Source organism: Streptomyces blattellae (assembly GCF_009709555.1).
Taxonomy (GTDB): Bacteria; Actinomycetota; Actinomycetes; order Streptomycetales; family Streptomycetaceae; genus Streptomyces; species Streptomyces blattellae.
Window position 1 is genome coordinate 144,606 of the sequence record NZ_WJBG01000225.1, and the last position, 21,801, is coordinate 166,406.

Here is a 21,801-nt window from a genome sequence, read left to right on the forward strand (position 1 = left end):
TCCTTCAGGGCATGGGGGCGACGATGCCGCGCGCGGTGCGGATCATTTCCGCGATCGTCGGCGGCAGGCGCTCCTGGTCGGGGTCGTGGTGTTTGCCCTCGCGGTGCCTGCGCAGGTTGTGGCCCATGATCGCGGCCATCTTCGTGCGTGCCAGAGCGCGGAACCAGTCGAGGGCGGGGGGTTCGGGGCGGCCGTCGAGGTAGGCGGCGAGCAGTTCCTCCTCGCCGGGCAGGCCGGGCACGGTCCGCCCGAGCCGGGGGAAGTTGCCGTGGTCGGCGAAGAGAAGGAACCAGGTGAGGTCGATACGGGGATCGCCGACGGCCCAGATCTCCCAGTCGACGACGGCGACCGGCCGCTCGCCCCGGCACAGCACGTTGGCGAGGCGGAAGTCGCCGTGGGTCAGCACGGGCGGGATGCGCGCCGGGACCCGGGAAGCCAGCGCGTCCAGCAACTCCTCGGACCCGGGCCGCAGTTCGACCGGAACGGCGCGCATGGTGCGGGTCCACCGCTCCAGCTCGCTCGCCGGGTCCAGCGGGGGCTCGGACGCCTCTGTCCTCGTGTCGTGCAGGTCTCGTAGCACGTCGGCCACGGCCAGCATGCGACTCCGGCACAGCCCGGGATCGAGCCGGTGCTCGTCGAGGACCGGCTCGATCGCCTCGCCGTCCACGAACTCCATGGCGAACCAGGCCGGTGTCTGCTCGTCGACGGCGGCGACCCGGGGGACGGGCACGGCCGATCCGGCGAGCAGGCGCAGCATCCGGGCCTGGCGGAGCACGTCGTTGCGGCCGATGGGGCGCTGTCCGGGTGGCACCGCCTTCACGACGTACCGGGCCGTCGCCGAGGCGATGGTGTAGGTGAGTCCCGAGTGGCCGCCGGGCAGGGTGCGCAGGTCACCGAAGGGCTCGCCCGGATGCCGGCCGGCCAGGCGTGCGCGGACCCGTCCGGCGAGTTCGGTCACCTCGGTCGCGGTGGTCAACGCCCGGCTCCCTTCGGCTCCTTGGGCAGCCCCAGCACACGTTCGGCCAGGATGTTGCGCTGGATCTCGTCGCTGCCGCCGGCGATGCGGTAGCCGGGGGCGCCGAGCAGGTGCTCGGTCCAGGCGAAGGTGCCCCACTCCCCCGTGTCGGCGGCGAGGCGAGGCCCCAGCAGTTGCTGGACGAGGTCGGTGGTGGCGCGCATGGTGGCGGTGGCGTGGAGCTTGCCGACCGACGCCTCGGCTCCCGGTTCGCGACCGGCGACGAGTGCGGCGGTGACGCGGAGGCCGATGAGCCGCTGGACGAGGGCGCGCACGTAAAGGCCGGCGGCCTGCTGCCGTTCTCCGCCGGTGAGCGGCCGGGGCAGGTGCCGGGCGAGGTCCAGTGCGCGGTCGGCGTTGTCCAGGCCGAGCCCGCCGGAGTCGAGACGCTCGGCGGCCAGCACGGTGAGGGTGACCCGCCAGCCCTCGCCGACGGGGCCGAGCCGGTCGGTGTCCGGCACGAACACCTCGTCCAGGTGGACCTCGTTGAAGCTGGAGCCGCCGGTCATCTGGCGGATGGGGCGCACGGTCACGCCGGGTGCGTCCATCCGCACCAGGAAGACCGTGATGCCCGCGTGCTTGGGCACGTCCGGGTCGGTACGGCAGACGGTGACGCCCCAGGTGGCGACGCCGGCGCCGGACGTCCAGATCTTGTGGCCGCTGAGCACCCAGCCCGCCCCGTCCCGTACCGCCCGGGTGCGGACGGCCGCGAGGTCGGAGCCCGCCTCCGTCTCGGAGAAGAGCTGGCAGGCGAGTTCGTCGGTACGGAGCATGGGGCGCAGCCAGCGCCGCTTCTGCTCCTCGGTGCCCCAGACGCGGATCGCGGGAGCCACGAGTTGCTGGGTGACGGGGAAGATCTCGGTGCGCCGGGGCACGTCGAAGGCGGCTTCCTCCTCCCGGTACAACTGTTCGTAGTAGGCGGGCAGTTCGCGCCCCCCGTACTCCTTCGGCCAGCCGAGCGCGCCCCACCCCTGGTCGTGGCGGGTGCGTTCCCACTCCCGTGTCCGGTCGGTGTGCTCGCGCTCCTGTGCCTCGGTCCGGTTCTCGAAGACGGCCACCGAGTCGTCGCCGCTGCCCCATGCCCGGCGCGTGGGGCGGGCTTTCGCGACGCCGCTCAGCCAGCGCCGGGCCTCGGCGCGGAACTCCTCAGGGTCCGGGATGCCGCTCATGGTCCTCCCTTCAGCGAGTCAGTACGGTGCAGGCGCTGACGCCCGGTGCTCCGTACACCTGGGTGAAGCCGGCCGCCGGGCCGCCCGGCACCTGCCGTTCGCCCGCTCTCCCCCGCAACTGCTGGACGATCTCGTGGACTTGGCGCAGCCCGGAGGCACCGATGGGCTCGCCGTTGGCGATGCAGCCGCCGTCGGTGTTGACCGGCAGCGCTCCGCCGATCGCGGTGGAGCCGGAGGCCAGCAGCCGCTCCTGCTCGCCGTGCTCGCAGAACCCGCACTCGGCCAGGTGCATCACCTCGGCGCCGCTCTCGGTGTCCTGGAGCTGGCACACGTCGATGTCCCCCGGCCCCAGTCCCGCCTGCTCGAAGGCCAGTTGTGCCGCGTCGGTGCTGACACTGGCGGGAGTGCCGGGCGGTGCCCACGGGCTGAACACCTCGAAGGAACCGAACCTCCTGGTCCGTACGACGGCCGCCCGCAACGCGATCGGGCTGCCGCCCAGGTCACGCGCGACCGTCCGGTTGCAAAGGATCAGGGCGACCGCCCCCTGGCCGGGTGAGCAGAACATGTATCTGGTCAGTGGGTCGTTGACCATGTCGGACGCCAGGATCTCGGCCGCGTCGAGCGGCCCCCGGCGCCAGGCGTGCGGGGTGAGGCTTCCGTTGGCGTACGCCTTCTGCGCGACCAGCGCGAGGGTGCGGGCGCTGATGCCGTGGTCGTGCATGTACCGCTGGATCTTCATGGCGAAGAACTGGGTGGTCACCATGAGCCCGTCGCGGCCGTAGGCCTCGTCGAGCCCCCAGTCGGCCGGCCGTGGGTCGAAGGCGCCACGCGGATGCTTGTCGAAGCCGACGGCGAGGGCCACGTCGGCCGCGCCCGAGCGGATGGCGTTCACGGCCGAGACCAGCGCACTGCCGCCGGTCGCGCACCCATTGCGCACGTTGACGAACGGCACGCCGGTCAGGCCGAGTTCGGCCACCAGCGTGTCGGCGTTCCCGGCCGCGTCGCTGCCGCCGTACGCCGCCCGGACCCGTGACCAGGGCAGCCCGGCGTCGGCGAGGGCCGCGCGGACGGCCTGCTCGGCGAGCTGCCGGCCGGTCGCCTCCGTACGGGCGAAGGACGTGATCCCGGCGCCGCAGACCAGTACCTCATCGGCGGTCATACGGTGACTCCCGACGCGGCGGCCCTGGGGACGCCGCCGGCTGCCGTGACCCGCAGCGGCATACCGATCGTGATCCGCTCGGGAGGTATGTCGAGCGCGGCCAGCACCCTGACTCCCTCGGGCAGTTCGACGTATCCGACGGCGAACGGCTCGAAGCCGGTGCCGGGGACGGCGTACGGCGGCGACTTGGGCGCGTACCGCTGGACGGTCCACGTCCACAGCGTGCCCGTCGCCGAGAGGGCGACCGGCTCGGCCGGGCCCCCGCAGCGCGGGCACACCGGCTCGGCCGGGTAGGCAGCCACCGCGCAGTCGGCGCACCGGGAGCCGCTCAGCGCCCCTTCCACTGCGGCTCCCGCTTCTCCAGGAACGCCGCCACGCCCTCCGCCGCGTCCTCGGAGTTGAGCATCACGCCGACCGCGAGGTGCTCCATGACCATCAGGGACTGGGTGTCGGCGTCGAGGCTCCGGTCGATGGTCATCTTCGTGATCCACATCGTGAACGGGCTCTTGTCGGTGAGCTGTCCGGCGAACTCCTCGACCGTCGCGTCCAGCTTGTCCGCGGGCGCCGAGGAATTGATGAGGCCGAACTCGGCGGCCTCGACTCCGGTGAGCAGTTTGCCGGTGAGCATGAGTTCCTTGGTCTTGCGGACACCGATCATCCGCGGCACCCGGTAGATGGGGCCCGCTCCGCCGAACAGCGCACGGCGGATGTGGAAGTCGCCGATCAGGGCGTCGTCCGCGGCGATCGCGAAGTCGCAGGAGATCATCAGCTCGAAGCCGCCCGCGGTGACGTGGCCTTCGAGTACGGCGATCGACGGGGTCTTCATCGAGTACAGCCGGTCACAGACCTTCGCCGACTTCACGGCGACGTCGATGGCGTTGGACCGTCCGACGAAGTCGGCCTGGAGGCTGTCCAGGTCGAAGCCGGAACAGAAGGTGTTGCCGCGCCCGCGCAGGATCAGCACGCGCAGCTCCGGGTCCGCGTCGACCTCGGAGATGATCTCGTCGAGCCGGTCCAGGATGGGCACGGTCACGCAGTTCTTCTTGTGCGGCCGGTTGAGCCAGACCCGCGCCACATGCCCGTCCCGCTCGAACTGGATCTCGTCTTCGACTGCCATGAGCTCCTCCAACCTGAACTGAATTCAGTACGATTCTGGGGGCGGCAACGGCCCGTGTCAATGGTCCGTGGGACCGGCGGCCAGGCCGAGCAGTCCGGCCAGGCGCAACCGGTGGTCGTCGGCGGTGCCGAACAGGGCCTCGTCGCCCCGCGCACGGCGTACATAGAGATGGGCGGGATGCTCCCAGGTGAAGCCGATCCCGCCGTGGAGCTGGACGTATTCGGCGGTGGCCAGCCGGTACGCACCCGTGCAGGCCACCGCCGCCGCACTCGCCGCCACCGGCACCCCGGCCGCCCGCGAGGAGACACAGGCGCTCGCGTACGCCGACGCCGACCGGGCGCCCTCGATCTCGACGAGCAGGTCGGCCAGCCGGTGCTTGACCGCCTGGAACGAGCCGATGGCCCGGCCGAACTGGGTTCGTTGCGACGCGTAGTCGAGCACGGCGTCCAGGGCGTGCGCGCTGCCGCCGACATGCTCGGCGGCGAGCGCCACCCGTCCCGCGTCGACGACGGATTCGGCGATGCCCGACGCCTGTCCGGGCTCGCCGACCGGTTCGGCCGGCGCCCCCCGGAAGCGGACGAGTGCCTGACGGCGCGTGGCGTCGAGGACCCGGCGCGGTGTCCGGTCGCAGGTCGCGCCGTCCGGCTCGCAGCCGAACAACCGCTCCCCGTCCGCCGTTCGGGCGCGCACCAGCAGGAGATCGGCCCCCTCCCCGTCGGGCACGAAATCGGCCTCCCCGCGCAACACCCATCCGCCGGGGCCCCGCTCGGCCGTCAGGCCTGCCGGGTGCAGGAATCCGGCCACGGTGGCCGTGAGCGCGCCGGAGGCGAGTGGGGGCAGCCAGCGCGCGCAGGCCCGCCGGTCGCCGCTGCCGAGCAGGGCCTGTCCGGCGAGGACGACGGTGGACAGCAGCGGCACCGGGCTCAGCACGCGCCCGGTCTCCTCCAGGGCCACGGCGAGTTCGGTGAAGGTGCAACCGGCGCCACCGTACTCCTCGGGCACGGCGAGCCCGTGCACGCCGATCTCGCCCGCGAGCCGCTCCCACAGCACCCGGTCGTGACCGCGCGGGCTCTCCGTCTGTTTCCGCACCTCCTCCGGCCCGCAGGTCTCCGTGAGCAACTGCCGCAGGATCTGGCGTAGTTGGCGTCGTTCTTCGCTGTCCAGCAGCAGCGCCGGGTCGGCATCGAGCCGGAACATTCCAAGCCTCCCTAGGGCCGGTTCTCAGTTGCCCCGTCGTCCGCGCGGAGCGCGGGCGCAGCGGCGGTCGGTGCGGCGAGCGTGCGGGCCGGGCGCCGGGGCGCAGGCGGGGCAGCTCAGAGCTAGACCGTGAAGCGTCCACCGTTGGCCAGGAGGACCGCGCCGACGAGGTTCGCGGCCTGGTCGCTCGCCAGGAACAGGGCGATGTCGGCGATCTCCTCCGGTGTGGCGTACGGGCGTACCCGCGGATCGGCGAAGCCACGGCGCAGCGCCGCGGGGGTCCTGGCGGCCATGCCGGTCTCGGTGGGCCCCGGTGCCACGGTGTTGACGCGGACACCGAACGCGATCGCCTCCTTGGCGACGGACTGGCTCAGCGCGTGCGCGCCCGCCTTCGAGGCCGCGTAGTGCGGATAGCCGGCCTGAGTGTCGAAGGCCGACGAGGAACCGATGGTGACGACGGCTCCGGACCGGCGCGGCGCCATGACCCGGAGAGCCGCGCGCAGCACATGGAAGGTGCCGTCGAGGTTGACCCGCACGACCCGCTCCCAGGCGCTGTCGTCGAGCCGCGCCGTCACCTCCGGTGGCCGGTCCGCGACCAGGGCCTCGGCGATCCACTCCTTGGCCGTGGGGTCGTCGACCCCGGCGGCGTGCACCACCACGTCGAGCCGCCCGTGCCGCCGTACGACGTCGGCGAAGGCCTGCTCGACCTGCGCGGGTTCGGCGACGTCGACGGTGAGCGGCTGCGCTCGCGCCAGCTCCTTCGCGACGGCCTCGGACGCCGGGCCGTCCACGTCCGCGAGGAACACCTCGGCGCCGTCCGCGGCGAGTCGCCGGGCGACCGCCGCGCCGATACCGGATCCCGCGCCGGTGACGAGCGCGACCCGTCCGTCGAAGCGTCCCGTGTGCCCACCGCCCATGCGCGGTCACCGCCTCACCCATTGACTGAACTGACTTCATTTTTGTTAATGTCCCAGGTATGTCAACAGGCGGAACGAGAGCGGTCCGGCTCACCCGCTGGGGCGGTCCACCGGACCTCACCGAGGTGCCCCCGCCCACTCCCACGGGCGAAGAGGTCCTGATCCGGGTGGAGGCGGCCGGCCTCTGCCGCTCGGACCTCCACGTCATCGACGCCCGGGCGGGCGACCTCCCCTACCGGCTTCCGTTCACCCTCGGGCACGAGGTCGCGGGACGGGTGGCGCAGCGCGGTCCACGGGCCACGGGCCCCGCGGTCGGAGAGCGCGTGATCGTGTACGGCCCTTGGGGGTGCGGGAGGTGTGCACGCTGCGCGGCCGGGGCGGAGAACTACTGCGACCGGCGCACGGCCCTGGACGCGGACCGCCGCGGAACCGGGGCGGGGCTCGGGCGTGACGGTGGAATGGCCGATCTGCTGCTCGTGCCGTCCGGGCGACTGCTGGTGCCGGCGGGCGACCTGACCGCGGTCCAGGCAGCACCTCTGTCCGACGCCGGGCTGACCGCTCACCACGCCGTGGCCGCGGTCCGGGGGGCGCTCGCCGCCGACGCGGAGGCGAGCGTGGTCGTGCTCGGCGTCGGCGGGCTGGGGCACCTGGCGGTCCAGATCCTGCGCGCCGTCACGGCCGTGCGGGTGCTCGCCGTGGACGTACGGCAGGAGGCGCTCGCCCTGGCCGACGCGTGCGGCGCGCACTTCGGTACGCTCCTGCGCCCCGACACCGCGGCGGTCCTGCGGGACCGGACCGGCGGCGTCGGGGCGGACGCCGTGCTCGACTTCGTCGGCAGCCGGTCCAGCATGGAGCTGGCGGTGGCCGTGCTGCGAGCGGGCGGGGAGCTGTCCGTGGTGGGCAGCGGCGGTGGGGAACTGGCGGTCCGCAAGCCCGGCGCGCTCCCTCCTGGAACGCGGATCTCCCTGCCCTTCTGGGGGACCTTGCCCGAACTGGAAGCCGTCGTCGCGCTGGCGCTCAACGGCGCCTTGCGGGTGGACGTGGAGCAGTTCGCGCTGTCGGACGCGGCGGAGGCGATCACCAGGCTCCGCTCCGGCGAGGCACGGGGACGGGTGGTCCTGGTCCCCGACTGATCCGGCCGGAACCCCTACCGCCGCGCCGCGTGCCGACTGCTCGGGACGGAGGCTCGGGCCGACCGCCGAGGACGGAGGGTCGGGTCGGCCGCCGAGGACGGAGGGTCGGGTCGGCCGCCGAGGACGGAGGGTCGGGCCGACCGCCGAGGACGGAGGGTCGGGTCGGCCGCCCGGCTCGGAGGGTCGGGTCGGCTGCTCGGCGCGAAATCCGGTGCACGAGGCTTGCCCGCCCGGCTCCGGAGTGCCTAGCTTACTGAATTGAGTTCACTTTACCTCAACGGTTCGTGAGGTGGTCATGCTTCTCACACACGTGGCTCGATCGCGCTCCTCCACTGGGGAGGGACAGTGAGTCAGTTCCTGCTTGTCCTGGTCAGCGGGGTGGCCAGCGGAGCGGTGTACGGCCTCATGGGCCTCGGGCTGGTGATCATTTACCGGGCCACGGACGTCGTGAACTTCGCGATGGCGTCGCTCGCGACCCTGGGGCTGTATGTTGCGGTCTCACTCCACGACCGCGGGGTGGCCACGGTGGTGGGCGTCCTCGCCGCGATCGCGATCACCGTGGCGGCGGGCATGCTGGTACGCGAGACGGTGATCCGGCCACTGGGGCAGGGGCAGCTCTTCTCCGCGCTCGTCGTGACCATGGGCGTGTCCCTGATCGCCGAGAGCGTCGCCGGATCGATCTGGGGCGACCAGCCGAAGGCCTTCCCCAACCTGGTCGACGGGACCGTGCGCTGGTCGGGCGCCGCGCTGCCGGTCCAGAGCCTGGTGACGATCGCGGTCGCCGCGGTGGCGATGGCGCTGGTCGGCTATCTGTTCGCACGCACCACGCTCGGCTCCGCGATGCGCGCCGCAGCCGAGTCGGCGGACACCGCCCGGGTGATCGGGCTGAGCTCGCAGCGCCTGGCCAGGATCTCCTGGGCGCTCGGCCTCGGTCTCGCCGCGCTCGCAGCCTGTCTGTACGCCCCGCGCTCCGGACTGGTGCCCACCGCACTGGTCGCACCGCTGTTCCGGGCCTTCGCCGGGATCTTCCTCGGTGGTCTGACCAGCATGTACGGCGCCGTCCTGGGCGGGCTGACCATCGGTGTCCTGGACAACCTGGCGGCGAACTACGTCTCCGCCAGCTTCCGGGACACGTTCGTGTTCTCGTTCACCGTGCTGGTCCTGCTGATCCGTCCGCAGGGCATGTTCGGCACCCGCACCTTCCAACGGGTCTGAGGGGTCGCATCCATGGTCTTCAACCGTTCCCTCCTGGCGAAGGCGGCTCTGGGCCCGGCGGCCGGCGCGGTGCTCATGGCGTTCATGGCCGGCGGCGCCATCCCCGCGTACCAGATGTACTCGGTGGGGCTCGCAGCCGTGTACACGATCGTCGTGCTGTCGGTCGGCCTGCTCGCCGGCTGGTCCGGCATCTGGTCGGTGGGCCACCCCGCGTTCTTCGCCATCGGCGCCTACTTCACCGCCTACGGCAGCGCCCACGACTGGCCCCTGGAGGCGGTGGTCCTCGGTGCCGTCGCCACCGGCGCCGTCCTGGGCGGCTTCATCGGGTATGCGGGAGCCAGGTTCTCGGTGCTCTACATCGCCCTGCTGACCCTGGCGTTCACGACGGTGACCCTGGAAGTGGTCAACCGCTGGAGCAGCGTGACCGGCGGCGACCAGGGAGTGCCGGTGATCCAGCTGCGCAGCGCCCTCGGCCTGGGCACTCTTCTGGGCGGCGGCACCAACGCCCAGTACCTCGCGGTCGGGGCCGCCGCCGTGGTGCTCGCACTGGCCGTGCCGGCCGCCGCCTCCGGGCTGCGGATGCGCCTGGTGGCCGCCAAGTCGCATCCGCTCGCGGCCCGTACGATCGGCATCGCGCCGGAGGCCCAGTCCGCGCTGTCGTTCGCGGTGAGCGCGGCCTGCACCTGCTTCGCGGGGGTGCTGCTCGGTCTGCTCACCGGGTTCGTGAGCCCTGAGCCGTTCTCGCTGGCCTTCGGCATCTCGCTGATCGCGGCCTGTGTGCTCGGCGGGGTCGGCACGCTCATCGGCGCCGTGGCCGGCGGCGCCTATCTGACCTGGAACCCCTCGCTCTCGTCCGCCGTCGGGCTGCCCCAGCCGGTCGTGCAGGGCCTCGTACTGATCGCGGTGCTCCTCTTCCTCCCCGGGGGAGCCGTGCCGTTCCTCGCCAAGCTCGGGCGCAGCATCCTGCGGCGCGTGCCGCGGCGGCCGGAGGGCCACGTCCCGGCGGTTGTCGACGAGCCGGCGGACCCGTCGCCGCTCCGGGCCGCGGCTGAGACCGGCGCTGACACCCCCGTCCTGCTCCGGCTGGAGCACGTATCGGTGTCGTACGGCGGACTCAAAGCCCTGGAGGATGCCTCGCTGTCCCTGCGGCAGAACGAGATCCTGGCCGTCATCGGGCCCAACGGAGCGGGAAAGACGACGCTGTTGAACGCGCTGTCGGGACTGACCGGCAACGGCCGGGTGAACGGGAGCGCCGACTTCACCGGCCGGCCCCTGCTCAAGGCCAGGGCGACCGCGCGGCGGCGGCTGGGCATCGGCCGCACCTTCCAGCACGCGGAGGTCTTCTCCGAACTCACCGTCGCGGAGAACGTGTTGTGCACCCGTCGCCTGATCACCGCCCGTGACCGGCAGGCCGTCGCACGGCTGCTGCGCTCCGTCGGTCTCGCGGACGTGGCCGACCGCCGCCCCGATGAGCTGCCGTTCGGCCTCCAGAAGCGTCTCGACCTGGCCCGCGCGATGGCCGGGGAACCGAAGCTCATGATCCTGGACGAGCCGTTCGGCGGCCTCGACACGGGCGAACGGGCGCTGCTGGCACAGCAGATCAGGAGGCTGCACGCCAACGGTACCGCCGTGGTGGTCATCGACCACGTCCTCGACGACCTCTTCGCCGTCGCCCACCGGGTGATCGCCTTCGACTTCGGCCGCACGATCGGCGAGGGCGCTCCGGACACCGTTCTGCAGGATCCGGCGGTCCGGTCGTCGTACCTGGGAACGGTCGACGGCAGGACCCGGCCGCCCGAGCGGGTGGGCGAGCGGAGCATGATCCGCCTGCGCGGGATCGGCCACACCTACGGCGGTGTGGTCGCCCTGCGCGACATCGACCTCGACATCCGCCAAGGGGTCGTGCTGGGCATCGCCGGGGCCAACGGAGCGGGCAAGAGCACGCTGGGCGGCATCCTGCACGGCTCACTCAAGCCGGCCCGGGGCGCCAGGGAGACGGGCGGAGCCGTCCGCACCAGCCTGGCGCCCGAGGGACGGGCCCTGTTCAAGACGTTGACACTGCGCGAGAACCTCGAAGTGGCGGCGTACGCGGCGGGCATCACCGGCGCGTCACTGCGCGAACGGCTGGAGGACACCGTCGAGTGGCTGCCGCCGCGGCTGCGCGACCGGATGTCCGCCTCGGCCGCCGGGCTGTCCGGCGGCGAGCAGCAGATGCTCGCCATCGCCCGGGCTCTCATCGTCCGGCCGGACGTCCTGATCGTCGACGAACCGGCGCTCGGGCTCGCCCCCGCCCTGGTCGACGAGGTGTACGACCGGCTGGCCCGGCTCGCCCACGACGGCCTGACGGTCGTCCTGCTCGAACAACTGCTCAGCCGTGCCCTGTCCGTCTGCCACGAGGTCGTCGTGCTGCACGAGGGCGGCATCGCCGCCCACGGCCGGCCGGACGACCCTCAGTTCGCGGCTCTGGCGGAAGCGGCGTACTTCAGCGGCGGCCTGGATGCGGCCACCACGGCCGTGCCGGCCGACGCCCGGACCTCCCCAGTGAAGTGACAATCCCGTTGTGAACGAGGTGGACCGTGTTCCGGATAATGAGAAGATTCCGCCGCGCCGCGGGAGCGACGGCCGTCCTGGCCGTGATCGCGCTGACGGCCAACGCGTGTGCCGACGAGGACTCCGCGGGAGCCGGCGGAGGTGACGGGTCGGAGATCCACATCGGCGCGTGGCTTCCCCTCACCGGCTCCACCGCCGCGTACGGCGGGCCCCAGAAGGCGGGCGCGGACGCGTACTTCAAGATGCTCAACGCGTCTGGAGGCATCAACGGCCGCAAGGTCCGCTGGACCGTCAAGGACAACGCGGGAGACCCGCAGCAGACCGTCCAGATCGCACGCGAACTCGTCGGCCAGGACGACGTCGTGGCCATCGTGAACGCCAACGGCACCTCCCAGGCGGAGGCGGCCTTCCCGTTCGTCCTCGATCAGTCCAAGGTCCCGGTCCTCAACGAGGTGGGCGGCAGCGAGTCCTGGTTCGAGCCGCCGCGCCCGGGGCTGTTCGGCACCCAGACGCTCTACGAGGACCAGGCCGCGGCGATCGCCGCCTGGGCGGTGCAGGACGGCGCGAAGAAGATCACGGTCGTGCACAGTGACCCGGCCGCGTTCGTGAACGTGGCCGAGCAGGTGGAGCCCGTCGCGAAGAAACTGGATCCCTCGGTCGAGGTGGACCGGGTGTCGGTCAAGTACCAGACCACCGACTACACCCCGGTCATCAGCAAGGTGAAGGCGGCCGACACCCAGGCGGTGATCCTGATCCTCACCTCTCCCGAGGCGGCCGCCTTCGTCAAGGAGGCCAAGCTCCAGGGGCTCGACCTGCCCACCTACGCCTACGCACCCGTGGCCGCCGAGTCGACGGTCTCCCTGGCCAAGGACGCCGCCGAGGGCCTCAAGGCCGTACAGCTGGTCAAGGCGCCCTCGGACTCCGACCCCGCGGTGAAGGAGTTCCGGACGGCGATGGCCGAGTACGAGCCGGATGAGACCGCCGGCTTCCTCGCGCTGTGGGGCTGGAGCAACGCGAAGGTGTTCGCCGAGATCGCGAAGACCATCAAGGGGCCCGTCACCTCCCAGTCGATCACCGCGGCGTACGAGAAGGCGTCCAAGGTGGACCCGGGGGTGTCCCCGGTCATGAGCTTCAGCGCGAGCAACCATCTGGGCACCCGCAGCGTGCAGCGAGTGGTCGTGGAGAACGGCGTCTGGACGTCTGTCGGCGACTTCTACACACCGCCGGCCCGGGACTGAGCCGATCGATACCGGGGGCGGGCGGACGTCCCGCCCCCGGATCACACTGGCCGAGGCCGAAGAGGGTGACGGGGGTGACGGGGGTGACGGGGGTGACGGGGGTGACGGGGGTGACGGGGGTGACGGGGCCGTGCTGGACGTAGAACTCCACGCTCACACCCAGCCGCGCTTGCCGTGGCAACCGCCGAGCCCGCGCCCCGGAGCCGACGCTCTGGGGGCGAACCGCGCGACGCCGGTGCGCAGTTCGTACTCGCCGGAACTGGTGGTGTGGGACAGCTCGGCTCCGCCGCCCGCACGGGCCCGACCGCCCGGCCACTCCCCTGCTGGGATCTCGCGATACCGCGGTCAGTCGCCGGCAGAAGGGGACGCGGGCCTGCGCAGCAGCCGCTGTCCGAGCGTCCGGCGCGCGGGCCGCACCACCACGCGGCCGAAGGCCTTCTTACCGACCAGTTCCACTCGCAGCGTGACGGGCCGGTCAGGATTCGCAGCGGGCTGACGGTACTTGACCCTGCTGTGTACCAGCTGCAGACCGTCCACATCGACCACGACGCCCGGCCTCGTGACCAGTGTCAGGGTCTTCCCCGCCATGGCCACATCGATCAGCAGGGTGTCCTGCGTGATCACGGCCTCAGTGAAGTCGAGTGTCACGGCACACCAGTGCACCGCGAGTTCCAGCCTCCGCGGCACCACCCAGCGCCCCACGCGCTCGACCGCGCTGCTGTGGGCCTGCTCGATCCGGACCACGTCCTTGGCCTCTACCCCGGTCGCGCCGGCCATGGCCGATACGGGCGGCAGGTCCGCGGTGAGCACGGTCAGTTCACCGACGGTCCGCGCCGACAGGGCGGCTTCCAGGCGCTCGTCCAGCTCGTCCGCGGTCAACCGGCCGTCCCCCGCCGCGATCCGCAGCACATCCACCGCGCGGTCCCGGTCCGCGTGAGAGGCTCGCAGCTGGGGCGACGAGCCGGTTCCGGGGCCCGTTCCGGGGCCCGTTCCGGGGCCCGTTCCGGGGCCCGTTCCGGGGCCGGTTCCGGGGCCGGTTCCGGGGCCGGAGTGCTTCCCGGTGGGCGACATCTCTCCCGACATCCATCCGTCCTGGTCCTGTCGAACGTCTCCCGCGCGACGCAGGCGGCGGCGCGAGTAGAAGACCAACGCTATATCGCGACATGGATCCTGTCAGGACCCCATCTCCCGGCTATCCGAACCGGCCACCAGTGCGGCGCGGGGACGGACGGTTCGGAGGACCGTCTGACGCGGTGCCGGTGACTTAAGCGAACGGTTAACCAGCCATTGACACCGTTCGCGACCCGGAGCGCAATGGCCGGATACGCCGCCCGGTGGGGACCGGGCACGTCAGGGAGGATGTGTCATGCAGGTTCCCGCTCCGTTCGAGTACCAGCGGGTGCACAGTGTCGGGGAGGCGATCTCGCTCCTCGACCGGCTGGGCGATACGGCACGACTGGTGGCCGGCGGACACAGCCTGATTCCGATGATGAAGCTCAGGCTGGCCAACTTCGAGTACCTGATCGACATCAACGAGCTCCACGACGAACTGGGCTACGTCCGCGTCGAGCCGGGCCTGATCCGCATCGGCGCGATGACCCGGCACCGCGAGCTGCTGGAGTCGGGCGAACTCGCCGCCGCCTTCCCGGTCTTCCGCGACGCCGAGCGGGTCATCGCCGACCCCGTGGTGCGCAACCGCGGCACGCTCGGCGGATCCCTGTGCCAGGCGGACCCGTCCGAGGACCTGTCCGCCGTGTGCACCACGCTCGACGCCTCCTGTGTGATCCAGGGAGTGGACGGCGAGCGGGTGGTGTCGATGGAGGACTTCCACCAGGGCCCGTACGAGACCGCCGTCGGCGACGCGGAGATGCTGACCGAGGTCCGCTTCCCGGTCCGCCCCCGCGGTTCGAGCGCGTACGAGAAGGTCGAACGGCGCGCAGGAGACTGGGCGGTGGTCTCGGCGGGCGCCGCGGTGTGGCTGGACGAGGACGGGCTGATCGCGGATGCCCGGGTCGGGCTGGCCGCCGTAGGGCCCAACACCGCGGGCATCCCCGGGATCACTCAGGCGCTGCGCGGACAGTGGCCGGCGCAGGAGCTGTACTCCCGGGCCGGGGACATCGCGGCCGAGGCCTGCTCCCCCGTCACCGACCGGCGGGGCAGCGCCGAGTACAAGCGCCATCTGGCGCGGGAGTTGACCGTGCGCGTGCTGCGCAGGGCCGTGGCCAGGATCAACGGACAGGGGGCGTGAGCGTGCAGGTCAACATGAGCGTCAACGGCGAAGAGATCACCCGGGACATCGAGGGGCGGTTGCTGCTCGTCCACTTCCTGCGCGACCACCTCCGGCTGACCGGCACCCACTGGGGCTGCGACACCAGCAACTGCGGCACGTGTGTGGTGTGGTTGGACGGCGAACCGGTCAAGTCCTGTACGGTGCTGGCCGCGATGGCGGACGGGCACGAGGTACGCACCGTCGAGGGGCTGGAGCAGAACGGTGAACTCGACCCCGTGCAGCGCGGGTTCATGGAGTGCCACGGACTGCAGTGCGGCTTCTGCACCCCCGGCATGATGATGACCGCACGCGCCCTCCTCGACCGCGAACCGGACCCCTCCGAGGAGGAGATCCGCGAGGCGATCTCGGGGCAGATATGCCGCTGCACCGGTTACTCCAGCATCGTCCGCTCGATCCGCTGGGCGGCCGCGGAGGAGGCGGGAACCCGTACGACGGCCACGGACCCGGCCCTGGGCACCGGTGCCACGGAACCCGCCGCGGCGGCCACCTCAGGGAGCGCGTCATGACCACCGTTGCCGGAAACGGGCACCGCACGGCGTTCGTCGACAACGACCAGAAGCCCTGCGGCCACGGGCGGATGCTGCGCAAGGAGGACCCGCGCTTCGTCCGCGGCAAGGGCCGCTACGTCGACGACCTGCAACTGCCCGGCATGCTGCATCTGGCGGTCCTGCGCTCGCCGCTCGCGCACGCGCGGATCGTGTCCGTCGACACCACTCTGGCCGAGGCCCACCCCAAGGTCCGCCTGGTGGTCACCGGCGCCATGCTCGCCGAGAAGGGCCTGGCCTGGATGCCGACCCTCTCGAACGACGTGCAGGCCGTACTCGCCACCGACAAGGTCCGCTTCCAGGGCCAGGAGGTCGCCTTCGTCGTCGCCGAGGACCGCTACGCGGCCCGTGACGCGCTGGAGCTGATCGACGTCGAGTACGAGGCACTGGACCCGGTGATCGACGTGCGCACCGCCCTGTCCCCCGACGCGCCCGTCATCCGCGACGACCTCGAAGGCAAGGCGGACAACCACTGCTTCGACTGGGAGACCGGCGACGCCGCCGAGACCGACGCCGCCTTCGCCCGCGCGGACGTCGTGGTGAGCGAGGACATCGTCTACCCGCGCGTGCACCCGGCCCCCATGGAGACATGCGGCGCGGTCGCCGACTACGACGCGGTCGACGGCAAGCTCACCCTGTGGTCCACCACCCAGGCCCCGCACGCCCACCGCACCCTCTACGCGATCGTCGCCGGGCTGCCCGAGCACAAGATCCGGGTCGTCTCCCCCGACATCGGCGGCGGCTTCGGCAACAAGGTCCCGATCTACCCCGGTTACGTGTGCGCCATCGTCGGTTCGCTGCTCACCGGCAAGCCCGTGAAGTGGATGGAGGACCGCGCGGAGAACCTCATCAGCACGGGCTTCGCCCGCGACTACGTCATGCGCGGGGAGATCGCGGCGACCCGGGACGGAAAGATCCTCGCCGTCCGCACCAACGTGCTCGCCGACCACGGCGCGTTCAACGGCACCGCCGCGCCCGTGAAATACCCGGCAGGCTTCTTCGGCGTCTTCACCGGCAGCTACGACCTCCAGGCCGCCTACTGCAAGATGACGGCCGTCTACACCAACAAGGCGCCCGGCGGCGTCGCGTACGCCTGTTCCTTCCGCATCACCGAGGCCGTGTACCTGGTCGAGCGGATCGTGGACTGTCTCGCGTACCAGCTGGGGACGGACCCGGTCGAGCTGCGCATGAAGAACTTCATCCGGCCCGAGCAGTTCCCCTACCGCACCAAGACCGGCTGGGTGTACGACTCCGGGGACTACGCGCCCACCATGGAGCTGGCCAAGCGGCTCGCCGGCTACGACGCGCTGCGCGCCGAGCAGGCCGAGAAGCGGGCCCGCGGCGAAATCATGGGCATCGGGGTGTCGTTCTTCACCGAGGCGGTCGGCGCGGGCCCGCGCAAGGACATGGACATCCTCGGACTCGGCATGGCCGACGGCTGCGAGCTGCGGGTCCATCCCACCGGGAAGGCCGTGGTGCGGCTGTCGGTGCAGACCCAGGGACAGGGCCACGAGACGACGTTCGCACAGATCGTCGCCGAGGAACTCGGCATCCCGCCGCAGGACATCGAGGTGGTGCACGGCGACACCGATCAGACGCCGTTCGGCCTCGGCACCTACGGCAGCCGTTCGACCCCCGTCTCCGGCGCCGCCGCGGCACTGGTCGCCCGCAAGGTCCGCGACAAGGCCCGGCTGATCGCCTCCTCGATGCTGGAGGTGTCGGTCGCCGACCTGGAATGGGAGAAGGGCTCCTTCCACGTCGCGGGCGACCCGAAGGCCTCGGTCACCATCCAGGACATCGCGATGCGCGCACACGGCGCCGGCGATCTGCCGGAGGGCGTGGAGGGAGGCCTGGAGGCGCAGATCTGCTACAACCCGGAGAACCTCACCTATCCGCACGGTGCCTATATCTGCGTGGTCGACATCGACCCGGGCACGGCGAAGGTGACCGTACGCAGGTTCGTCGCCGTCGACGACTGCGGCACCCGCATCAACCCGATGATCATCGAGGGGCAGGTGCACGGCGGGCTCACCGACGGCGTCGGCATGGCGCTGATGGAGATGATCGCCTTCGACGAGGACGGCAACTGCCTCAGCGGTTCGCTGATGGACTACCTCATTCCGACCGCGCTGGAGGTCCCCGACTGGGAGACGGGGTTCACGGTCACGCCGTCCCCGCACCACCCCATCGGCGCCAAGGGTGTGGGCGAGTCCGCGACGGTCGGCTCGCCGCCGGCGATCGTCAATGCGGTGGTGGACGCACTGAAGCCGTTCGGCATCCGGCACGCGGACATGCCGCTGACGCCCTCACGGGTGTGGGAGGCGATGCAGGGCAGGCCGGCCCCGCCGATCTGATTGGCCCCGTCCGGGAGTTGTCGAGGAGGTGGTGGTGCAGATGCCCCAGGCGGTGAGTGCGCGTGCGCTCGAACTGGCCGAGCGGCGCGTGCCGTTCGTCCACGCGCGCGTGGTGCGCGCCCAGGCCCCCGCGTCCGCGCATCCGGGCGACGAGGCCATCGTGTACAGCGACGGCACGATCGACGGATTCGTCGGCGGTCAGTGCGCCGAGGGCTCGGTGCGCACGGCCGCGCTCGGCGCCCTGCACGACGGCGGACCCCTGCTGCTGCGCGTCCTGCCGGAGGGCGAGGCCGAGTTTCCCCAGACGCCCGGCGCCCGGGTCGTGGTCAACCCCTGCCTGTCCGGGGGCGCCTTGGAGATCTTCCTGGAGCCCGTGCTGCCGCCGCCCCTGGTCGAGGTCGTCGGGGACACTCCGATCGCCGAGGCCTTCGCCGCGCTCGCCGGCGTCCTCGGCTACGCCACCGAACGCTCCCTGCCCGAAGGGCCGCCCGCCGACCAAGCGGCGGCGGTCATCGTGGCCGGGCAGGGCCGGGGCGACGCCGAGGCCCTGCGCGCCGCCCTCGCCGCAGGAGTGCCGCACATCGCGCTGGTTGCCAGCCGCCGCCGCGCCGCCGCCCTCCTCGGTGAACTGGGCCTCACGGAGGAGGAGCGGGCCCGGATCCACACCCCTGCCGGGCTGGACATCGGTGCCCGCACAGCACCCGAGATAGCGCTGTCGATCCTGGCGGAGGTGGTGCGGGCCCTACGGGCGACCGGCACACCGCTGCCCGTGGCCGGCCGTACGGCCACGGCCGTGGACCCGGTCTGCGGGATGACGGTGACCGTGTGCGCCGACACCCCGCATCTGACCGCCGGGAAGAACGAGTTCTGGTTCTGCGGGACCGGCTGCCGGGATCGCCACGCCGCGGGACCGGTGGGCCAGGGGTGAGCGAACTGTTCACGGACGCCGACGACGTACGCCGGCGCCTCGCCACGGTCGGCCACCTGGTCGACGAGGGCATGGCGACCGCCCTCCTCCTGGCCACGGTCCTCGACCGGCCGCTGCTGCTGGAGGGCGAGCCCGGCGTCGGCAAGACCAGCGCGGCCAAGGCACTCGCCGGGGCCCTGGGCACCCCGCTGATCCGGCTGCAGTGCTACGAGGGTCTGACGGCGGGCGAGGCGCTGTACGAGTGGAACTACCAGCGCCAGTTGCTCGCCGTGCGGCTCACCGAGGCGGGCGGCCGGCAACTCGCCGACGCCGACCTGTTCACCGAGGAGTTCCTGCTCGACCGGCCCCTGCTGCGTGCCGTGCGCCACCGGAGCCCGCTGCCGCCGGTCCTGCTCATCGACGAGATCGACCGGGCCGACGACGAATTCGAAGCGCTGCTCTTCGAGTTCCTCGGCGAGTGGGCCATCACCATCCCGGAGCTGGGCACGTTCGCCGCCGTACGGCCGCCGGTCGTGGTCCTCACCTCCAACCGCAGCCGCGAGCTGCACGACGCGCTGCGCCGCCGCTGCCTGTACCACTGGATCGACTTCCCCACGCCCGAACGGGCGGCGGAGATCCTGCGCCTCGCGGTGCCGGCCGCGAACGAACCGCTGATCGCGTCCGCGACGGAGTTCATCGGCAGGGTCCGCGCACTGGACCTGGACAAGGCGCCCGGCATGGCGGAGGCGATCGACTGGGTCTCCGCCCTCGCCGCCCTGCGCGTCTCCCGACTGGCACGCCGCGATGTCGTCGCCACGCTCAGCGCCGTCGCGAAGAGCCCCGACGACCGCACCGCCATCACCGAGGCCCTCGAAGAAGCCGGGCCCCTCGAAGAGGTGGGCTGTTCCGAAGACTCCGCAGGCTCCGCAGACTCAGCAGGCTCCGAACAAGCGAGGAGACCATGAAGATCGACAACGAGTTCGGCGTCGACGTACCCGTCGAGCAGGCGTGGGAGGTGCTCACCGATCTGGAGGGTCTCGCTCCGTGCATGCCGGGCGCCCAGCTCACCGGCGTGGAGGACGATGTCTACCGCGGGCGGGTGCGGGTCAAGGTCGGGCCCGTGATCAGCCAGTTCGCGGGCACGGCACGCTTCGTGGAGAAGGACGACAGCGCCCATCGCGCCGTGATCAGCGCGGCGGGCAAGGACATGCGCGGGCAGGGCAACGCGTCCGCGACGATCCACGCCCTGCTGCGGCCCGAGGGCGCGGGCACGGTCGTGACCGTCAGCACCGACCTCAGCATCAGCGGGAAGCTGGCCCAGTTCGGCAGCGGCATGATCAAGGAGATCTCGGAGAAGCTGTTCGCCCAGTTCGTCGACAACGTCCAGACACGGCTGCTGACTCCGGCCGAGCCGGAGAACCCGGTACCGGACACGGTTGCGGCGGCATCGGACACAGGGCCCGCGACCGCACCCGCGCCGACCGCAACGGCGGACGTGGGGGCGGCCCGGACGAGCGAGCCGTCTCCGTCCCCGTCACCGCGGACGGAGACGGAGACGAAGGCGGAGGCGGACGCGGACGCGGACGCGGACGAGCCGCTCGACTTGATGCGACTGGCCGGGGCGTCCGTGTACAAGCGGCTGATCCCCGTGGTCGTCGGGGTCGTGGTGGTCGCCGTAGTGATCTACCTGCTGGTGTGATGACCGGGGACGGTCCGCTGCTGCCCGCCGTCGACCGGGCCGCCTTCGCCGTGGCACTCACCGACCGGCTCAGGCAACGGGGCATACCCGTCGGTCTCACCGCGGCGCGGGACTTCGTGAACGCGCTCGCCGTCTCCGCTCCCGCCTCGCGGACGGCGCTGTACTGGACGGCCCGGGTCACCCTCGTACGCGACCACCCGCACCTGAGCCGATTCGACGAGGTCTTCGATGCCGTCTTCGGCGGGTCCCTGCTCGCCGTCGACCCGCATGCCCGCCGGAACGGCCACGAGACGACCGCCGGCAGGGACGACTCCTCCGCGTCGCTGCCCGCAGACGCCGGCGATCCTGTCGGCGGTGCGGGCGGCCTGCCCTGGGTGACCCTGCCGGCCGTCGTCGCGGAGGCGGAGCATCGTGACGACCACCTGCCGCGCGTGCCGGAGCGGCTGCCGAGCGATCTGGCAGGTGCGGTGGACACGCCGTTCGAGCAACTGGACGCGTCGGAGGCCGAGTTGCTGGGGCTATGGCTGGAAACGGCACTGCGGGAGTGGCCCACGCGCCGGTCCCGCCGGTACGCGGTGCGCCCGGGCGGTCCCAGGGTGGCGATCCGCGAGACGGTGGCGCGGGCCCGCCGCACCGGATGGGAACCGGTCCGGCTGGTCCGTACCGGGCCCACGCACCGGCCGCGCCGGGTGGTCGTGCTGTGCGACGTCAGCCGGTCGATGCAGGCGCAGGCCGTGGCGTACCTGCATCTCATGCGGGCACTCGCGCTGACGACCCGTGCCGAGGTCTTCGCGTTCGCGACATCGCTGACGCGCCTCACCGCGGTACTCGCGCACCGTTCGGCTCAGACCGCCTTCGACGAGGCGACGGAACGGGTCGCCGACCGGTTCGGCGGCACCCGGATCGCGCACTGCCTGGACGCGCTGCTCGCCTCGCACCACGGCAGCGGCCTGCGCGGCGCCGTCGTCCTCATCGGCTCGGACGGCTGGGACGGCGATCCGCCGGAGCGGCTCGCCGCGGCCATGGCCCGGCTGCGGCGCCGCGCGCACGCGGTGATCTGGCTCAACCCCCGTGCGGGCGCCCCCGGTTTCGAGCCGCGCACGACCACGATGGCCGCGGCACTGCCCTACGTCGACCTGCTCCTGCCGGCCGACACCTTCGGCGCGCTCCTGCGGGCACCCACCGAAATCGCACGCCACGCCCCCCGCCACAACGGCCCACCCCGATCCCACGGTGACCGCCCCGCCCCCGCGCCCCACTGACCGGATCAACTCCCCCACCTCGACCAGCCCCTGC

At 72.1% G+C, this 21,801-nt stretch carries 19 protein-coding genes; 11 read left to right on the forward strand and 8 right to left on the reverse strand.

Features of this window, described 5'->3' with window-relative positions; translation table 11 throughout:
• Positions 1-4: 4 nt before the first annotated feature.
• The 7 genes from GFH49_RS32865 to GFH49_RS32895 all read right to left on the reverse strand — a co-directional run bounded on the left by GFH49_RS32865 (position 5) and on the right by GFH49_RS32895 (position 6,574).
• Positions 5-976 (reverse strand): phosphotransferase family protein, encoded by a 972-nt coding sequence (locus tag GFH49_RS32865; protein WP_155059696.1) that lies wholly within the window; start codon positions 974-976, stop codon positions 5-7.
• On the reverse strand, positions 973-2,184 hold the full coding sequence (locus tag GFH49_RS32870) for an acyl-CoA dehydrogenase family protein (RefSeq protein ID WP_155059697.1): 1,212 nt from the start codon (positions 2,182-2,184) through the stop codon (positions 973-975). The genes GFH49_RS32865 and GFH49_RS32870 overlap by 4 nt, the downstream gene beginning before the upstream one ends.
• Before the next feature lie 10 nt (positions 2,185-2,194).
• On the reverse strand, positions 2,195-3,343 hold the full coding sequence (locus GFH49_RS32875; RefSeq protein WP_155059698.1) for a thiolase family protein: 1,149 nt from the start codon (positions 3,341-3,343) through the stop codon (positions 2,195-2,197).
• Positions 3,340-3,687 (reverse strand): Zn-ribbon domain-containing OB-fold protein, encoded by a 348-nt coding sequence (locus tag GFH49_RS32880; protein WP_155059699.1) that lies wholly within the window; start codon positions 3,685-3,687, stop codon positions 3,340-3,342. The genes GFH49_RS32875 and GFH49_RS32880 overlap by 4 nt, the downstream gene beginning before the upstream one ends.
• Positions 3,672-4,460: an enoyl-CoA hydratase/isomerase family protein gene (locus tag GFH49_RS32885; RefSeq protein ID WP_155059700.1), complete on the reverse strand. Its 789-nt coding sequence runs from the start codon at positions 4,458-4,460 to the stop codon at positions 3,672-3,674. Before GFH49_RS32885 ends, GFH49_RS32880 begins: the two co-directional genes overlap by 16 nt.
• A gap of 57 nt (positions 4,461-4,517) precedes the next feature.
• Entirely contained in the window at positions 4,518-5,657 is a 1,140-nt protein-coding gene (locus GFH49_RS32890; protein WP_155059701.1) for an acyl-CoA dehydrogenase family protein, read from the reverse strand.
• A 122-nt stretch (positions 5,658-5,779) separates the two neighbouring features.
• The gene (locus GFH49_RS32895) at positions 5,780-6,574 is read right to left on the reverse strand and encodes an SDR family NAD(P)-dependent oxidoreductase (protein WP_155059702.1); all 795 of its coding nucleotides are present in this window, start codon (positions 6,572-6,574) and stop codon (positions 5,780-5,782) included.
• A gap of 59 nt (positions 6,575-6,633) precedes the next feature.
• Between GFH49_RS32895 and GFH49_RS32900 the strand changes: the two genes are divergently transcribed.
• From GFH49_RS32900 to GFH49_RS32915, 4 genes are all read left to right on the forward strand, one after another.
• Positions 6,634-7,707 (forward strand): NAD(P)-dependent alcohol dehydrogenase, encoded by a 1,074-nt coding sequence (locus tag GFH49_RS32900; protein WP_155059703.1) that lies wholly within the window; start codon positions 6,634-6,636, stop codon positions 7,705-7,707.
• A gap of 345 nt (positions 7,708-8,052) precedes the next feature.
• Positions 8,053-8,922: a branched-chain amino acid ABC transporter permease gene (locus GFH49_RS32905; protein WP_155059704.1), complete on the forward strand. Its 870-nt coding sequence runs from the start codon at positions 8,053-8,055 to the stop codon at positions 8,920-8,922.
• Positions 8,923-8,934: 12 nt separating this feature from the next.
• A complete protein-coding gene (locus tag GFH49_RS32910) occupies positions 8,935-11,472 on the forward strand; it encodes an ATP-binding cassette domain-containing protein (RefSeq protein WP_155059705.1) in 2,538 nt (845 codons plus the stop codon).
• A 38-nt stretch (positions 11,473-11,510) separates the two neighbouring features.
• Entirely contained in the window at positions 11,511-12,710 is a 1,200-nt protein-coding gene (locus tag GFH49_RS32915) for an ABC transporter substrate-binding protein (protein ID WP_155059706.1), read from the forward strand.
• A gap of 345 nt (positions 12,711-13,055) precedes the next feature.
• On the opposite strand, the gene GFH49_RS32920 is transcribed toward GFH49_RS32915, so the two are convergent.
• Entirely contained in the window at positions 13,056-13,658 is a 603-nt protein-coding gene (locus GFH49_RS32920; protein WP_268867534.1) for a DUF1707 SHOCT-like domain-containing protein, read from the reverse strand.
• 418 nt (positions 13,659-14,076) lie between these two features.
• Here GFH49_RS32920 and GFH49_RS32925 point away from each other — a divergent pair, with 418 nt between their 5' ends.
• From GFH49_RS32925 to GFH49_RS32955, 7 genes are read left to right on the forward strand one after another with little or no spacing between them, the layout of a single operon-like run.
• Positions 14,077-14,958 carry an FAD binding domain-containing protein gene (locus GFH49_RS32925; protein WP_155059708.1) on the forward strand — a complete coding sequence of 294 codons (882 nt, stop codon included), beginning with the start codon at positions 14,077-14,079 and terminating at the stop codon, positions 14,956-14,958.
• Positions 14,955-15,506: a (2Fe-2S)-binding protein gene (locus GFH49_RS32930; RefSeq protein WP_155059709.1), complete on the forward strand. Its 552-nt coding sequence runs from the start codon at positions 14,955-14,957 to the stop codon at positions 15,504-15,506. Before GFH49_RS32925 ends, GFH49_RS32930 begins: the two co-directional genes overlap by 4 nt.
• On the forward strand, positions 15,503-17,899 hold the full coding sequence (locus tag GFH49_RS32935) for an aerobic carbon-monoxide dehydrogenase large subunit (protein ID WP_155059710.1): 2,397 nt from the start codon (positions 15,503-15,505) through the stop codon (positions 17,897-17,899). The genes GFH49_RS32930 and GFH49_RS32935 overlap by 4 nt, the downstream gene beginning before the upstream one ends.
• 40 nt (positions 17,900-17,939) lie before the next feature.
• Complete coding sequence (locus GFH49_RS32940) at positions 17,940-18,827, forward strand: XdhC family protein (RefSeq protein ID WP_155059725.1); 888 nt, start codon at positions 17,940-17,942, stop codon at positions 18,825-18,827.
• The gene (locus GFH49_RS32945) at positions 18,824-19,771 is read left to right on the forward strand and encodes an AAA family ATPase (RefSeq protein WP_155059711.1); all 948 of its coding nucleotides are present in this window, start codon (positions 18,824-18,826) and stop codon (positions 19,769-19,771) included. Before GFH49_RS32940 ends, GFH49_RS32945 begins: the two co-directional genes overlap by 4 nt.
• Positions 19,768-20,505 carry an SRPBCC family protein gene (locus GFH49_RS32950; RefSeq protein ID WP_155059712.1) on the forward strand — a complete coding sequence of 246 codons (738 nt, stop codon included), beginning with the start codon at positions 19,768-19,770 and terminating at the stop codon, positions 20,503-20,505. The genes GFH49_RS32945 and GFH49_RS32950 overlap by 4 nt, the downstream gene beginning before the upstream one ends.
• Positions 20,505-21,767 carry a vWA domain-containing protein gene (locus GFH49_RS32955; protein WP_155059713.1) on the forward strand — a complete coding sequence of 421 codons (1,263 nt, stop codon included), beginning with the start codon at positions 20,505-20,507 and terminating at the stop codon, positions 21,765-21,767. The genes GFH49_RS32950 and GFH49_RS32955 overlap by 1 nt, the downstream gene beginning before the upstream one ends.
• Positions 21,768-21,801 lie beyond the last annotated feature (34 nt).